The sequence below is a fragment of the Cupriavidus sp. YR651 genome (assembly GCF_900101625.1).
Classification (GTDB): Bacteria; Pseudomonadota; Gammaproteobacteria; order Burkholderiales; family Burkholderiaceae; genus Cupriavidus.
The window spans coordinates 42179-57999 of sequence record NZ_FMYZ01000006.1; the positions used below are offsets into that span (position 1 = coordinate 42179).

At 65.7% G+C, this 15821-nt stretch carries 12 protein-coding genes; 6 read left to right on the plus strand and 6 right to left on the minus strand.

The window, feature by feature from the left end:
• Nucleotides 1–101: 101 nt before the first annotated feature.
• The 6 genes from BLR29_RS17545 (at nucleotide 102) to BLR29_RS17560 (ending at nucleotide 3595) form a co-directional block, all read left to right on the plus strand.
• Entirely contained in the window at nucleotides 102–356 is a 255-nt protein-coding gene (locus BLR29_RS17545) for a CPCC family cysteine-rich protein (RefSeq protein WP_092138316.1), read from the plus strand.
• A 38-nt stretch (nucleotides 357–394) separates the two neighbouring features.
• Nucleotides 395–541: a hypothetical protein gene (locus tag BLR29_RS32695; RefSeq protein WP_218132704.1), complete on the plus strand. Its 147-nt coding sequence runs from the start codon at nucleotides 395–397 to the stop codon at nucleotides 539–541.
• Between the two features lie 17 nt (nucleotides 542–558).
• The gene (locus tag BLR29_RS33210) at nucleotides 559–723 is read left to right on the plus strand and encodes a DUF596 domain-containing protein (protein WP_369804645.1); all 165 of its coding nucleotides are present in this window, start codon (nucleotides 559–561) and stop codon (nucleotides 721–723) included.
• Nucleotides 724–869: 146 nt separating this feature from the next.
• On the plus strand, nucleotides 870–1208 hold the full coding sequence (locus BLR29_RS32700; protein WP_218132705.1) for a DUF6984 family protein: 339 nt from the start codon (nucleotides 870–872) through the stop codon (nucleotides 1206–1208).
• A 64-nt stretch (nucleotides 1209–1272) separates the two neighbouring features.
• Nucleotides 1273–1749 carry an Imm42 family immunity protein gene (locus BLR29_RS17555; RefSeq protein ID WP_092138318.1) on the plus strand — a complete coding sequence of 159 codons (477 nt, stop codon included), beginning with the start codon at nucleotides 1273–1275 and terminating at the stop codon, nucleotides 1747–1749.
• A 70-nt stretch (nucleotides 1750–1819) separates the two neighbouring features.
• A complete protein-coding gene (locus BLR29_RS17560; RefSeq protein WP_092138319.1) occupies nucleotides 1820–3595 on the plus strand; it encodes a ShlB/FhaC/HecB family hemolysin secretion/activation protein in 1776 nt (591 codons plus the stop codon).
• 31 nt (nucleotides 3596–3626) lie between these two features.
• On the opposite strand, the gene BLR29_RS17565 is transcribed toward BLR29_RS17560, so the two are convergent.
• The 6 genes from BLR29_RS17565 to BLR29_RS17595 form a co-directional block, all read right to left on the minus strand.
• Nucleotides 3627–4742, minus strand: coding sequence for a transglutaminase family protein (locus tag BLR29_RS17565; RefSeq protein ID WP_369804646.1), 1116 nt, complete (start codon nucleotides 4740–4742; stop codon nucleotides 3627–3629).
• 32 nt (nucleotides 4743–4774) lie between these two features.
• Nucleotides 4775–7393, minus strand: coding sequence for a circularly permuted type 2 ATP-grasp protein (locus BLR29_RS17575; protein WP_092138322.1), 2619 nt, complete (start codon nucleotides 7391–7393; stop codon nucleotides 4775–4777).
• A 107-nt stretch (nucleotides 7394–7500) separates the two neighbouring features.
• Nucleotides 7501–11031: a transglutaminase family protein gene (locus BLR29_RS17580; RefSeq protein ID WP_092138323.1), complete on the minus strand. Its 3531-nt coding sequence runs from the start codon at nucleotides 11029–11031 to the stop codon at nucleotides 7501–7503.
• A 117-nt stretch (nucleotides 11032–11148) separates the two neighbouring features.
• A complete protein-coding gene (locus BLR29_RS17585) occupies nucleotides 11149–11823 on the minus strand; it encodes a tetratricopeptide repeat protein (RefSeq protein ID WP_255371318.1) in 675 nt (224 codons plus the stop codon).
• A 294-nt stretch (nucleotides 11824–12117) separates the two neighbouring features.
• On the minus strand, nucleotides 12118–12813 hold the full coding sequence (gene kdpE, locus BLR29_RS17590) for a two-component system response regulator KdpE (RefSeq protein ID WP_092138324.1): 696 nt from the start codon (nucleotides 12811–12813) through the stop codon (nucleotides 12118–12120).
• A gap of 1 nt (nucleotide 12814) precedes the next feature.
• On the minus strand, nucleotides 12815–15760 hold the full coding sequence (locus BLR29_RS17595) for a sensor histidine kinase (RefSeq protein WP_092138612.1): 2946 nt from the start codon (nucleotides 15758–15760) through the stop codon (nucleotides 12815–12817).
• Nucleotides 15761–15821 lie beyond the last annotated feature (61 nt).

Genomic DNA, 15821 nt, shown 5'->3' on the forward strand with positions numbered 1-15821 from the left:
TGAGCCCAATAGGACAACCGGATCGCAGGTGGTGGTCACCAGACACGATCTGCGGCTGGGCGAAACATAATTTATGTGGATCAATCTGCTCGAAAGCAAAGATGAGCCATTTTCCTTGCCCATGTTGCGGAAATTTCACTCTAAATGAGATTTCAGGTGGTACGTTCGAAATTTGCCATGTGTGTTTTTGGGAGGACGACCAGATTCAGCTGAACTACCCCGATATAGCTGGAGGTGCCAATAAAGTTTCTCTTAAAGAGGCTCGTGAAAATTACAAGCGATATGGCGCAATCGTGGAGCGCTTCGTAGATAAAATTCGGCAGCCAAACAAGGATGAATTGCCAGAGTCTAGATAAATGTCAAAGCTATGGGCGGACTATGGTCACTTAAATAGATGATTGAACGAGTACGCCAAAGCGCCTTCTGGCTTTCGATGGGCTCCGTATGGCAGCACATGACGGTGGAACTCGAACATTCGGCGATTGACTACAAGGACAAAGTAGAGCTGTTCTTTTCGATCTTGGATCGCCTGGGCTCTTGAAGCTTGCCAGCGATGGAGTGTTTCTCACTGGCGGCATCCAGGATCAGCTGGATCTACTCAGATCCTCATGGCCCGAGGAACCGAATGAGGACGATCTCGACGGTTTTGGATTGTGGTTATTGACAGAAGCTCCGGCTGGAGTTGTCTGGATCAACCCAGACGGGAGTGAGGTGTGGACCTGATCGGTTGCACTGCCTGTTCGCTCGAAGCCGAAAAGTAGTGCATGAGCTACTGCCGAGTTGTCAGTTTCGTTGCCTAACGCAATCCTCAAGAACGTGTTCGGTTAAAGACAATGATTACGCGCCCAATCACGGAACGAGAAATTCTCTTGCTGCGTCAACTTGGCGAGATCGGGTTGTTGCGAGGCACGATTGACACGCTCCTTGCGAAGCAAGTAGCGGTGAAAAATCTAGAAGATGGTCGTATGGGAAGTTTCCGAATAATTTCTTCAAGCGGTGAATTTTCACAGTGCTGGCGAATGGTAGCCTCGGCAAAGTCAAACGATCTAGATGGGACGCTTTTGGTTGCGACACTCTTTGTCGACGAAGATGGGATCCCATGTGAAGTAGATATCTGGAAGGTTGATTTTTCGGCACTAATAGAGCTCCCGGAAAAATGGGAGCCGGAAGATTTCCCGCGCTTTCCTGGATCTGGCACCGGGATCTAGCCGCGATCAGCAGAACGCGGTGATCGATGTTGCGAAAAGCTAGTAAATCCAAAGAAAAGTAAGAATGCTATCTGGAAATCCTGATACTTTTGCCATTTGGTACGACTCTGTGGAAAGCTGGTCGACTGACAGATTTAAGAATGGATGTTTCGGGTACGTCATTGATGGAAACCTGATGTGGACAACGCGATCGACCATTGGGGTCGACCTGCATATGCTTGCCGGATTGCACTGCATGACCCACGCCGTGGAAGATGCGAGATTATTTAGCATGGCAACCAGCAACGCTTACTCCGAACTTTGTGAACGTGCGCTTCCCTCATCGAATTCGGACGCAAGGAACAGTGACTTCACGCATCTTGTATCGGCTGAGAGTCTTTCTGATGATGGATACTATGTATTTCTCATTGAATCAGCAGATCAGGCGAAATTAATTTATGGATTGAAGGGTGATTACGGTGGTGCAAAGGACATTCTTCTTGCGCGCGGCGAATTTCAAACTACCGTAAATCAAGCTATAGAAAAATCGAAGTCGGTATAGCCTCGTACGATTATTCTGCATTTCAAATTTATCGCGACGGGTGTTTTCATACAGTCACTCCCTCACCCCGATGTCCAAGAAATCGCATCACATTGCCGCCGCCGCAGCACTCGCCTTGGCCCTCGCCGCTCACTCACAGGCGACCAACGCACAAGTCTTACCTCTGAACCCCGGCCAATCCGCTGCCCTCAACAACGCTGAGCAAGAGCAACGTAATCGTCAGCAGCAGGAAGCCCGTGAGCGCGCTGCGGTCGTCGATGCGCCGGTGGTCCGTGCCGAAGCCATCGCCCGTGCTGAGTTTCCGGTGTTGCCCACGGAAGAGCCCTGCTTCCGCATTGGCGATTTCGTCCTCGAAGTCCCCAAGGACCTTCCGGCCGATCTCCGCGTCCGCGGCGCGTCGGCATTGCCGATGGATCCGTTCGCGTTCGCGCGACTTTGGCTCGATCATTACCAGGGTGAATGCATTGGCAAGCAGGGTGTTGAAACGCTCGTGAAGGGACTTTCGCAGGCGATCCTGTCGAAGGGATATGTCACCACGCGCGTGCTGGTGCCCGAACAGGATCTGGCATCCGGCACGCTGAAGCTGGCGCTGATTCCGGGCGTGATCGGAGATATTCGCTTCAATGGCCCGGATCTCTGGGGCACATGGAAGACCGCATTCCCGACGGCGCCCGGCGAACTGCTGAATCTGCGCGACCTGGAGCAAGGCCTTGAGCAGATGAAGCGCGTGGCCAGTCAGGACGTCGATATGCAAATCGTGCCGACTGCCGTGCCGGGCCTTAGCGACGTTGTGATTGCAGTGAAGCGAAACAAGCCGTGGACGATGGTGGCGTCGGTCGATAACTCCGGCTCGCGCTCTACGGGCAAGTGGCAGGGCAATGTGAGTGCCGGCGTCGATAATCCGTTCGGTCTCAATGACATATTCAACATCGGCTACAACCAGGACCTGATCTTCGGCAACAAGGCACATGGCACGCGCGGATGGAACGGGTTCTATTCGATTCCGTGGGGTTACTGGACGGCCACGCTGTCCGCCTACAGCAGCAATTACTTCCAGCAGATCGCGGGGGTGAATACCACGTTCATATCGAGCGGGAAATCCGAGAACGTGGATCTGAAGCTGCATCGCGTGCTGCGTCGCAGCCAGAACGATGTGCTCGGCATGCAGCTGCGATTGACGCGCCGCTTCGGCAAGAGCTTTATCGAGGACACCGAGATTGCGCAGCAGCGTCGCAACAACACGATTCTCGAATTCGGCGTGACGGATCGGCATTACTTCGGCCAGTCGCAGCTCGATGCCACGCTGGCATTCCGCCAGGGCATCGGCGCATTCGGCGCGCAGCCCGATGCCCTGGCCGCCGAAGATGGCCCGACCTGGCGCTATCGGATGATGGTGCTCGATGCCAACCTCTCGGTGCCGCTCAGGATCGCCGATCAGCCCTTCCGCTACGTCACCACAATGCGCGGCCAATTCACCAATGACCGGCTCTATTACGTCGATGACCTGACCATCGGCAGCCGCTACACGGTGCGCGGCTTTGACGGCGAAAGCCAGCTCGCGGGCGAGCGTGGCTTCTATTGGCGCAATGAATTGCAGGCGCCGCTGGGTGCCAGCGGGCAGGCCGTGTATGTCGGGCTGGACTATGGCCGGGTGTACGGGCCATCCACCGAAGCACTGGTCGGCACGCAACTCGCCGGCGCGGTAGTTGGCCTGCGTGGCGGCATCGGCTCATCGAACTTCGGCAGCGTTTCTTATGACGTGTTTCTCGGAATGCCCGTGTACAAGCCCGAACAGTTTCATACGGCCGGCGTGACTGCGGGCATGCAGGCGACTTATCAGTATTGACGCCCGCAAGGCCGCACAAAAGAAAGTCCATTCACGCCGGCGTTTCCCCGGGCGATGTCACCGGCACCACGCTGACCTCCACGTCGACGGTATGCTCGCCGCCGCCCACGATGACACCGTGCAGCAGCGGCACGTCGCTGTAGTCGCGCGCGATGGCCAGCGTGACGTGGCGCGTATCGGCCAGCACGTCATTGGTAGGATCGAGGTCGATCCAGCCATTCACGGGACACCATACGCCCGCCCACGCGTGCGACGCATCGGCACCCAGCAGGCGCGGTTCGCCCGGCGGCGGATCGGTGCACAGGTAGCCGCTGACATAACGCGCCGCCAACCCCAGTGAACGCAGGCAGCCGATCATGACCTGCGCGAAGTCCTGGCATACGCCGCTGCGCAGCGCAAACGCTTCGAGCGCCGGCGTGTGCACCTCGGTACTTTCACCGTGGTATTCGAAGTCACAATGGATGCGGTGCATCAGGTCGATGGCCCCCGCCGCCACCGTCACGCCCGGTGCGAAGCTCCTGCGCGCATAGTCGCGCAGGTCCGCGTGCAACGCGACGTTGGGTGACGCGTAGACGAACTCGGTCTCCGGATGGAACGGCTGCCCCGCCTGATAGCGCAACAGCCGCGCGGCTTCCTGCCAGGGCGGGCTGCTGGCGGCATCGAGCTGCTGCCACCGTGGCGTCAGCGTGACCGTGCTTTGCGTGGTCAGCTGCATGGTGTCGTGCGGCACATCCAGCATGAAGTGCAGGACGTTATTGCCGAACGCATCGGTGCGCACATGCTGGTGCGAGGGCGCCGGGTCGATTGTCGTCTCGTGGCAACTGACCGCCTGCCACGGGTACGACGGCGGGGTGACGACGGCGCGCTGCTGTGCGTGCTCCACCGGCCACGCGTAGTGATACGTCGTGACGTGGTGGACGTTGAGCGTGGCCGGCTCGCAGGGCGACGCGGCATCGCCGTCCTCCGCGGCGACGGGCGTGGCCGGGAGAGATGATTCAGACGCCTCGGGCGAGCGTGACCGCTCCGGCAAAGCCGACGAACCTGACGCCGAGCCTGTCGAGCCTGTCGAGCCTGTCGAGCCTGTCGAGCCTGTCGAGCCGGACGATGATCCTGTCGAACCCGATGACCCCGACGAGCCTGGCGGCACGGCCGGCGAAGGCGTGGCGAGGCGGTCGTCGCTCATGGCAGGTCGGTCTCCGGCGCCACGCCGGCATGACTGAAATAGCGTCCGCCGATCTCGTCGGACAGCTTTGCCATGCGCCCGCCGAGCTGATCGCACAGCGCGGCAAGCGTCGAGTATCGGCCGCTCCGGTCGGCTTCACACAGCACCGTGCGCGACGGCAGCGCGCTGGCGGGCGGCAGCAGTTCGGCCAGCGGCACGCGCGACTGGCCCGTGGCACCGGTCGGCAATTGGGCCAGCTTTTCGCGCAGGCGATCCAGCACGCCATAGAGGCCACGCGGATTGGTGGGTTCCAGCACCAGCAGGTCCACCAGCGCCGCGGTATCGGTGCGCCCCGGATACAGGGAGCGGAAGGTCAGCGTGCTGTCGAACAGGTGCAGCAGCAGGTCGAATCCGCTGCGCGACTGCAAGGCGCCGCTGCGCTCGGCCACTTCCAGGAACAGAGACAACACGCCAAGACGCTCGATATGTCTGCCGATGAACACCAGCCGCCAGGCTTCGTCGCGCGACATACGGTCCCCCTGCGCGCCGCTGATCGCCCCCAGCTGCATCGACAAATGCTCCAGCGCGGCCAGCACCTGCGAACGGTCATAGGCGCCCTCACGGCCGCCCGGCGTCCCGGAAGGACACGCGGCCGCCGACATCGCATCGTGGAAGTCATTGCGCGCGGCCAGGATCGTGCGCCAGTGATCGTTGGAGAGCCGGTTGCGAATCTCGTTGGCCGCGCGCGCATGACTGGCCAGCGTCTGCACCACGCCGGACGTGCTGTTCACATCGGCCAGCGTGGCGACGAGGTTGCGTTCGAACACGCGCAGCGAGGCTTGCGGCGATGGGGTCTGCGCCGGCACCAGTCCGAACCACTGTGCCAGCTGGCCGATCATGTTCAGCGTGCCGTCGTCGGTCTCGTCGTTCGACTCGATCGAACCGAGAATCTGGCGGCACAGGCGCACGGTGTTCTCGGCGCGCTCGGCATAGCGGCCGGCCCAGTAGAGATTTTCCGCCGCACGGCTGGAGACGGCCAGCGGGCGTGACCCCGTCGGCGCAGCCAGCCCCGTGCGCGCCGCCAGCGGCACTGCGCCGGAGCCCTGGCTCGACAGCACCCAGGTATCCGCGCTGGTGCCGCCAAGCTGCATCGACACGGCCTCCAGGTTGGGCGGCGCCAGCCGCGTGAAGCCGCCCGGCATGACCTGCCATCCGCCATTGCCATCCGCCACGGCAAAGACGCGCAGCATCGCCGCGCGCGATCCGATGCGGCCGCAGCCACCTTCGTCAGGCTCCCAGCACGGCATGTGCGACAGCGGTAGCGGCGCCTGCAGCGTGTAGCGGTCCGGCGCCTCGGCAATGCGATCGCGCCACTGGTCCAGCGGCTGCAGCCCCCGCTCCATCCCGAGCCGCGGCTCGCCGGGCGATCTCGGATACGTCGGCATGACGAAGGCCTCGCTGAGCATGCCCATCGCTTCCGCCTGCGCCGCGGCCTCGCCGCACCACCAGCTGGACACGGCGGGCAGGATCAGCGTTTCATCCAGCAACGCCCGGGCGATGCCCGGCATGAACCCGTGGATGGCCGGCGATTCGAGGAAGCCGGCGCCCGGCACGTTCGACACCATCACGTTGCCCGCGCGCATCGCCTCCAGCAATCCCGGCACGCCGATCGTCGAATCGCTGCGCAACTCCAGCGGATCACAGAACACGTCATCCAGCCGGCGCAGGATCACGTCCACACGCTCCAGCCCGCCGAACGTCTTCAGGTAGACCACATCGTTGCGCACGGTGAGATCCTTGCCCTCGACCAGCGTGATGCCCAGGTAGCGCGCCAGGAACGTGTGCTCGAAATACGTCTCGTTGAACGGCCCCGGCGACAGCAACACGATCTGCAGCCCGGTGCCGGACGCCAGCCCGGGGCCGTCATCCGTGGCCGCCACCAGCGGCGCATGGGCCAGCGTGGAGATCAGTTGCGCGAACGCGGGCGGCAACCGCCGCACGCGCATCTCGCGGAACGCATCGGCAAACTGGCCGGAGATGATCAGCCGGTTTTCCAGCGCGTAGCCCATGCCCGATGGCGTTTCCGTGCGATGGGCGATCACGGTCCAGCCGTTCTCCGTGTGGACGAGGTCCATCGCCATCGTCTGCAGGAAGCTGCCGCCGGGCGGCTGATAGCCCTTGAGCGGCCGCATGTAGCCCGGGTGCCCGTAGACCAGGCCCGGCGGCAGCAGCCCCTTGGCCAGCAGCGTCTGCGGGCCATAGATGTCGGCCATGATCGCGTTGGCGAGCGTGGCGCGCTGCGCAGCGCCGGCCTCGATGACCGCCCAGTCTTCCTCGGACACGAGGAACGGAAACAACTCGAGCTGCCACGCGCGCGTCTCGCTCTGGTCGGCGTAGACGTTGTACGTGACGCCGTTGTCGCGGATCTGGCGCGCCACGGCGGCCGCGCGCACGTCGAGCGCTTCGGGGTGCAGATCGCCCAGCACCGAAAAGAAGCGGGCCCACGCCTCCCGCAGCGTGCCGTCGGGCAGCCGCAACTCGTCCAGGTGGCCGGCCGGCACGGGCAATGCCAGCCGGCCGGCCATGCTGGCGGGGCTGTCCAATCCGTCGAGAGGGAGCGACGACTGCGAGGGCAAGGGATGCGGTCTCCGTGGGGCCCCGGTTATCGGGGACGTTATGGGCTATGAGGCGCTATGGTTCGTCATGATCGAGGCGTCACGGTGCGTCATGGTTGGATCAGCGCTCAAGGCCCCGTCTGCCGCAGGTCCAGCGTGAACGGCATCTCCAGGCTGCGTTGCATCGGTGGCGCCACGGTCCTGCCGGGCGTATGGCCGATCGTGAAGAAGCGCGCCAGCCGCCGGCTTTCCGCCTCGTAGGCGTTCACCGGGAAGGTCTGGTAGTTCCGTCCTCCGGGATGCGACACATGATACTGGCATCCCCCCAGGCTGCGCTCCATCCACGTATCCACGACGTCGAAGGTCAGCGGCGCGTGCGCCGCGATGGTCGGATGCAGCGACGAGGGCGGCGCCCACGCGCGGTAGCGCACGCCCGCCACGAACTCGCCGGCGCGCCCCGTCGGCTGCAGCGGAATGGCGCGGCCGTTGACCGTCACGACATGCCGGTTGTCATTCGCGCCCAGCACGCGCACCTCGATCCGCTCGACCGACGAATCGACGTAGCGCACGGTGCCGCCCGCCGCGCCCTCCTCGCCCATCACGTGCCACGGCTCCAGCGCCGCGCGCAGCGTCAGCGACAGGCCGGCCACGTCGACCTCGCCCACGCGCGGGAAGCGGAATTCGAAGTGCGGCGCAAACCAGGAGGACTCGAACACAAACCCGGCGGCGCGCATCTCGGCCAGCACATCGTCGAAATCCATCTGGATGAAGGTGCTCAGCATGAAGCGGTCATGCAGCGCCGTGCCCCAGCGCGTCAGCGGCGCGGTGTACGGCGTGCGCCAGAACCGCGCCACCAGCGCGCGCAACAGCAACTGCTGCACCAGGCTCATGCGCGCGTGCGGCGGCATCTCGAACGCGCGCAGCTCCAGCAGGCCGAGCCGGCCCGTGGCGCCATCGGGCGAATAGAGCTTGTCGATGCAGAACTCGGACCGGTGGGTGTTGCCGGTCACGTCCACCAGCAAGTTGCGCAGCGCACGGTCGATCACCCACGGCGGCATGTAGCCACCAGGGCCGCCCTCGCGCAGATCGATCTGGCGACGCAATTCGGCAAACGCGATCTCCAGCTCGTACACCTGATCGTTGCGCGCTTCGTCGACGCGCGGCGCCTGGCTGGTCGGGCCGATGAACAGGCCCGAGAACAGATAGGACAGCGCCGGGTGGTTGTGCCAGTACGCGATCAGGCTCGCCAGCACGTCGGGCCGGCGCAGGAACGGGCTGTCCGCAGGCGTGGCGCCACCCAGCACGAAGTGATTGCCGCCACCGGTGCCGGTATGGCGTCCGTCGACCATGAACTTCTCGGTGGACAGATAAGACTCGTGCGCGGCCTGGTAGAGGAATTCGGTGTGATCGACCAGTTCGGTCCAGTTGCTGGCCGGGTGGATGTTCACCTCGATCACCCCCGGGTCCGGCGTCACCTGCAGCAGCTTCAGGCGCGGATCGCGCGGCGGCGGATAGCCTTCCATCACGATCTTCATGCCGAGTGCCGCCGCGCTGGCCTCCACCTCGGCCACCAGCTCAAGGTAGTCCTCCAGCACCGTCAGCGGTGGCATGAAGACGTAGAGGATGCCGCGCCGGCCCTGTGTCGATTCCAACGCCATCGATTCCAGTTCTACGGCGGGGCCGGCGGCGCGGCTCGGATGGCGGATCTCCACGCAAAGCGCGGTACGAATGATGTCGGCGGCCGATTCCCCGCGCGCCGGGGCGCGGGCCGTGGCGCTGACGCTGCCACCGACGCCGGCCGCGAGTCCGGCACCCGCACCGGCTCCAGTGCCGTTGCCACGCGCCATCGCGCGGCGTGCGGCCATCGCCGCTGGACTGAAGTCGCCGTGCGGCGTGGTCGCGGTGGACGTGGGCGGCGCCCCGCCCGGCGACTGCCGGCGCAGCGGCGTGATTGCCGGCAACGGCGCGCGGGGGGCGAACGGATCCTGCGCGAATTGCCACGGGTAGTCGGCCTTGCTCACCCAGGGCAGCGAATCGAGCGGCAGGCGATAGCCCATCGGTGAATCGCCGGGCAGCAGGTACATGCGTTCCTCACGCAGGAACCAGGAGCCGCTGACCCACGGGGCGCCATCGGGCGATGGCGTCTCCTCGCTGTTCCGTGCCAGCGGCAGCGCGTAGCCGGTCACGCGCGACAGGCCGCCATCGAACACGCGCCGCAGCCGCACGCGCTCCATTTCGTCTTCGAGCCGCGCTTCGAGTGGATCGACGTTGACCGGCAACTGACGTTCGCGCCAGAGGTAGTACCAGACATCCTCGTAGCCGGGCTGGATGCACGCCGTGTCCAGTCCCAGCCGCGTGGTCAGAGTCTCGAGGAAGCGCCTGGCGTCGGCATCCGTGTAGGCGTCGGGTTCGCGCTCGTCGGCGAACCGCGACGGGTCCTGCCAGCACGGCACGCCGTCCGCACGCCAGCAGATGGATAACGCCCAGCGCGGCAGTTGTTCCCCGGGGTACCACTTGCCTTGCCCGAAATGGAGGAATCCGCCCTCGCCATAGTGCGCGCGCAGCTTGTGCACCAGTTCGGTGGCCAGCCCCCGCTTGGTGGGCCCGAGCGCGTCGGTGTTCCACTCCGCGCCATCACGGTCCCGGACCGCAACGAAGGTCGGCTCGCCGCCCATCGTCAGGCGTACGTCCATGTCCTGCAACTGCCGATCCACGGCGGCGCCGGCGGCGTCGACGGCCGTCCACTGCGCCTCCGTATAGGGCTTGGTCACGCGCGGCGATTCGTAGATGCGCGTGATCGACATGAGATGCTCGAACGACACCTCGCACTCATCCACGGCGCCGCTGACCGGTGCCGCGCTGCTGGGCTCCGGCGTGCAGGCCAGCGGGATGTGGCCTTCCCCGGCCAGCAGGCCGGAGGTGGGATCGAGCCCGATCCAGCCGGCGCCGGGCAGGTAGACCTCGCACCACGCGTGCAGATCGGTGAAGTCGGCCTCCGCGCCGCTCGGGCCATCCACGGACCTCACGTCCGGTGTCAGCTGCAGCAGATACCCGGACACGAAGCGTGCCGCCAGCCCGAGGTGGCGCAGCGTCTGCACCAGCAGCCAGCCGGAGTCGCGGCAGGAGCCTGAGCCGTTTTCCAGCGTGACCTCCGGCGTCTGCACTCCCGGCTCCATGCGGATCAGGTAGCGGATCTCGTCCTGCAGGCGCTGGTTCAGGGCGACGAGGAAATCCAGCGTGCGGCGCGGCGTGCGGTCGATACTGGCGACGAACGCGGCAAAGCGCGGTGTCAGTTCACCACGCGCCAGGTACGGCGCAAGATCGTGCTCCAGGCCATCGGCGTAAGTGAACGGAAACTGCTCCGCCGACGGTTCCAGGAAGAAGTCGAACGGGTTGTAGACCGACATCTCGGCCACGAGGTCGACGGTGACCTTGAATTCCGTGGTCGCCTCGGGGATGACCAGCCGCGCCAGGTAGTTGGAGAACGGGTCCTGCTGCCAGTTGACGAAATGCTGCGCGGGTTCGATGCGCAGCGAGTAGGAGAGGATTGGCGTCCGGCAATGCGGCGCCGGGCGCAGGCGTACGACCTGCGGTGACAACTTCACCGGACGGTCATAGCGGTAATGCGTGACATGGTTCAGCGCGACGTGCGTAGCCACTACGACCTCCCGGGTTGCGGTGAAAACAGTCAGTGAATGTCAGGTGAACATCCGCATCCGATCAAGCAAGACTTGTACCGCCCCGGGAACGGGCGCGCCGGCCCGGATCCGGCGACGTCACATGGAGCCGCCGTTCTTTGCCCGGAGCCCTTCCTCCAGCAGCGACCGCAGCTTGGCCAGTGCGCCGGGATCGCCGTGGGCGGCGGCCCGGGCGTACCAGATCTTGGCCTGCTCGATGTCCTTGTCCACCACGCCGGGTTCGCCGCGCTCGTAATAGCTGCCGACGATGTATTGCGCACCACCGTCACCCGCCGTGGCGGCCCGGCTGTACCAGGTGAACGCCTTGCCATAGTCGCGCGCCACGCCGCGCCCCGTGAAGTAGTTGGTGGCCAGCGCCATCTGTGCCTGCACGTGCCCGCCCTGCGCCGCGCGCTCGTACCAGCGGTTGGCCTCTTCGAGCGACTTCGGCACCAGCTCGCCCCGCTCGTAGAGATCACCGAATGTGTACTGCGCGTGTGTCATCTGGTTGTCAGCGGCCTTGCGCAGCCAGATCAGGGCCTCCTGCGGCTTCTCGGGCGTACCTTCCCCGCGGAGCAGCATCATGGCGTAGTTGAACTGGGCGAGGCGGTTGCCTTTCTGGGCGGCGGCGGCAAATCCCTGGATGGCGACGTCGAAACGGCCCGCCTCGTAGGCAGCGACGGCATCCCGGGTCTGGGCCTGGGCGGGCGCCGGGGGTTCCGTGGCCGACCGGGCCGGCGGGGCGAGCAGCCCAAGGAAGACGGCCAGTGCCATGGCGACGGCAGCCTGGCGGATCTGGGGGGCGAAGGATGCGGGCATGGCTGGCATGACGGGCTCCGGGAGTCCTGCTGGGGGCGTCGGGGCGCTTCTGGTTCAGTGTAGTGGGGATGATATGGAGTTGCCGCCAATATAGTCAGGACGAATTTCCATGCCGTAATGCCAGCCAGGATCATTATTCCCGTCGATACCTGTGCCTTACCTTCGCCCCCATTCCCGCCAGTTCCAGGCCGCGACGCCGGCACCCGCTTCCGCGTCCTCTTCCGGCCTCGTCACGCCCTGCACCGGGCCTCAGCCCGCAAACCGGTATCCGACCCCCACCTCTGTTAACAAGTGCGCGGGTTGTGCCGGGTCGGTCTCGAGCTTGTGGCGCAGGTGGCCCATATAGACGCGAAGGTAGTGGCTGCTTTCGGCGTGCGATGGCCCCCATACCTCCCGCAGCAATTCCCGGTGCGTCATCACCTTGCCGCGATGCGCGATCAGCACCGCCAGCAGGCGGTACTCGATCGGGGTCAGGTGCACTTGGGCCTGCCCGCGCATGACAAGCCGGTTGGCCAGATCCACCTGGACATCGCCGAATGTGATCTGGGGCGTGCCCTGCGGATTCAGCCGGGCATGCCGGCGCAGCAGCACCCGCACGCGCGCCACCAGTTCGCCCACGCCAAACGGCTTGGTCAGGTAGTCATCGGCGCCCGCGTCCAGTGCGGCGATCTTGTCGGCCTCGTCGGTACGCGCCGACAGCACCAGCACCGGCACCTCGGTCCAGGTCCGCATCTCGCGGATCAGCGTCATGCCGTCGCCATCGGGCAGGCCGAGATCAAGGATGACCACGTCCGGCTGGCGCGTCCCCGCATCGATCAGGCCGCGCTTGAGGGTTTCCGCCTCGTGCACGGTGCAGCCCTCGGCCTGCAGCGATTCCCGCACGAAACGGCGGATGTGGGGTTCGTCCTCGACCACCAGCACGGTCGGCGAAAAGTCGAATGGCATCTCAGTCAGGGTCCTTGTCCTGCGGTGCAACAGTTGCGATGTGCGCGACGCCGGACATCTCCGGCAGGGCGACATCCGGGATTTCGGGCTCGATGTCCGGCGGATTGCCGCGCGGCAGCGCCAGCGTGAAGCACGCGCCACGCGACGCCGTCTGGCCATGCCGGTCGTTCAGCCCCGGTTGCGCGTGGCCCGGCTCGACCCAGATACGGCCGCCGTGTGCCTGCAGGATGGCCTCGCAGACCGCCAGCCCGAGGCCCACGCCAGCCGTGGCGGACTCCCGTTCGCCGCGCGTGAACTTCTCGAAGATACGGCGCTCTTCTCCAGCCGGCACGCCCGGGCCGTCATCCTCGACGGTGAGGCGGAATTCCTCGCCCACCACGGCACCGTGAATGCGGATCGCGGTACCCGGCGGCGTGTACTTGCCGGCGTTCTCGAGCAGGTTGCACAGCACCCGCTCCATCAGCACGCCATCGCATTCCACCAGCGGCAGCACCGACAGGTCCGCCACCTGCACCGGATGCCCGGCCAGCGCGTCACGCATCGACGCCAGCGCCGCCCCCACCAGCTCCTCCATCGACTGCCAGCCCCGCTGCATCGGCACGTCATGCCGCTGCAGCCTGGCCATATCGAGCAGGTTCACGACCATTGTGCGCATGCGCTGCGCCTGGCCGCGCATGGCTTCGACGGTCAGCGCCACCTCGGCCGGCAGCGGCGGTTCCACGCGCTGAAGCGTCTCCGCCATGCCGATCAGGCCCGTCAGCGGCGTGCGCAAATCATGCGACACCGCTGCCAGCAGCGAACTGCGCAAGCGTTCCGACTCGATCGACACCAGCGCGCGCTGTGCCACTTCCACGTAATGCAGGCGCTCGATCGCAATCGCGATCAGCGTGGTGAACACATCGGCCTGCCGGCGCAGTTCGGGCTCGGCCAGCGCGCGCCACGCGCGCGGCTCCACGGCCAGCACGCCGCGCGTCTGCATCGGCGCCTTCAGCGGCAGATACAGCACCGTACTGCCCGGCAACGTATGCGTGCCCGTGCCAGCCGGCTGGCCGTGGTCGAACACCCATTGCGCCAGCACGGTGTCGATGGCTTCGCCCTTGTCGCGCGCGTGCGCATCCACGCCGTGCCGCGCGCGGTCTTCCCGCGCCTGGCCCTCCGATATCGGCACCAGCCGGCCCTGATCGGACACCAGGAAAAAGGTGGCATGCGCGTCGAACGCCGCGCGCAGGAAGCGGCCACCGATCTCGACGATCTGTTGCGTGGTCAGCGCCGCCGAGAGTTCTCGTGCCAGCTCATAGAGCGTGCGCGCATCGGTCTCGCGGCGGACGGCCACCTGCGCCTGCTCGCGCAACCCGGCCGTGAGCTGGCCGATCACCAGCCCGACGGTCAGCATCACCAGGAAGGTCAGCAGGTATTGCACATCGCTGACGGCAAACGACATGCGCGGCGGCACGAAGAAGAAATCGAACGCCGCCACGGCCACCACGGACGCCAGCGCCGCCGGGCCACGCCCATGCCGCAGCGCCACGCCAACCACCGCCGCGAGAAACAGCATCGCGATATTGACGAGGTCGAACCACGGCCGCGCGAGCATCGACAACGCCGTCGCCCCCGCGCACCAGACCGCGGCCCAGCCGTAGTCCAGGCGGCGCACGCGGGCCTGTTCCGCATCGGCCTCGGCATTTCCCCCGACATCGGCCGCCAGCGGCGGCGGCCGCACATCCCCACCGGCGGCGCCGGCCGCGAACGTGCGGGGGCGCAGGTCGGCGCGCGTGGTGTCGGCCGCCACGCGGATCACGTCGATCTCCGGACAGCCCGCCGCCAGCGCATCGGCAAAGGTCTGCCGGCCGATCAGGCGATATCCCGCGCCAAGCAGCGGCGACAACGCGCGCGCCAGCCAGGTCCGCCCCTGTTCGAGCCAGCCGCCCTCATGCTGCCAGTCCGTGCGTGCACGGCCCACCAGCACCTTGGTGAGGTTATGGCGGCGCACGTAGCCGGCGACGGCCTTGACCATATCGTGACCCGCCAGCGTCTCGGTGCGCGCGCCGAGTTCCTCGGCCAGTTGCATCGCCGCACGCACGCGCACGCGCACGTCGTCGGATAACGGCATCAGGCGGGGGGTGGCGATGGTGACGACGTGCCAGTCGCAATCGAGCTGGCTGGCCAGTCGCCGCGCACTGCGCACCACCTGCTCGGCGTCGTCGCCGGTGCCGATGCAGGCCACCACGGCTTCCCGCGTGCGCCAGACGGGCTCGATCGATTCCGCATCGCGATATGCCCGCACGTCGTCATCGACGCGATCGGCAGTGCGCCGCAGCGCCAGCTCGCGCAGTGCGATCAGGTTGCCCTTGCGGAAGAAATTGCGTGCAGCGTGCCGCGCCTGCTCGGGCAGGTAGACCTTGCCTTCGCGCAGGCGACGCAGCAGCTCGTCGGCGGGCAGGTCCACCAGGACGACTTCGTCGGCGCCGTCGAAGACCGCATCGGGCACGGTTTCCCAGACGCGCACGCCGGTGATGCCACCCACCGCCTGATTGAGGCTATCCAGGTGCTGGACGTTGACCGTGGTCCAGACATCGATACCCGCGGCCTGCAGTTCCTGGATGTCCTGCCAGCGCTTCGGATGGCGGCTGCCTGCGGCGTTGGAATGCGCCAGTTCGTCGACCAGTATCAGCGCGGGGCGGCGGGCGAGCGCGCCATCGAGATCGAACTCCTGCAGCACGCGGTCCCGATACGGGACGTCGCGCTGCGGCAGGCGATCCAGCCCATCCAGCAGCGCTTCGGTTTCCGCACGGCCATGGGTCTCGACGACACCGACCGCCACGTCCACGCCTTGTGAGCGCAACGCGCGGGCGGCGGCCAGCATGGCAAACGTCTTGCCCACGCCGGCGGATGCGCCAAAGTAGACGCGCAGCTTGCCGCGCGCGGCGCGTGCGCCCTCCGCCTGCATGCGCTGCAGCAGGACATCAGGGTCCGGGCGGGCGTCGGTCACGGTCGTCGAAAATGGCTGG

Excerpts from the sequence above, each read along its gene's own strand:
- BLR29_RS17545 (WP_092138316.1), top strand. The coding sequence starts at position 102 with ATGAGCCATTTTCCTTGCCCATGTTGCGGAAATTTCACTCTAAATGAG.
- BLR29_RS32695 (WP_218132704.1), top strand. The coding sequence starts at position 395 with ATGATTGAACGAGTACGCCAAAGCGCCTTCTGGCTTTCGATGGGCTCC.
- BLR29_RS17555 (WP_092138318.1), top strand. The coding sequence starts at position 1,273 with ATGCTATCTGGAAATCCTGATACTTTTGCCATTTGGTACGACTCTGTG.
- BLR29_RS17560 (WP_092138319.1), top strand. The coding sequence starts at position 1,820 with ATGTCCAAGAAATCGCATCACATTGCCGCCGCCGCAGCACTCGCCTTG.
- BLR29_RS17585 (WP_255371318.1), bottom strand. The coding sequence starts at position 11,823 with ATGGCACTGGCCGTCTTCCTTGGGCTGCTCGCCCCGCCGGCCCGGTCG.
- kdpE (WP_092138324.1), bottom strand. The coding sequence starts at position 12,813 with ATGCCATTCGACTTTTCGCCGACCGTGCTGGTGGTCGAGGACGAACCC.
- BLR29_RS17595 (WP_092138612.1), bottom strand. The coding sequence starts at position 15,760 with ATGCAGGCGGAGGGCGCACGCGCCGCGCGCGGCAAGCTGCGCGTCTAC.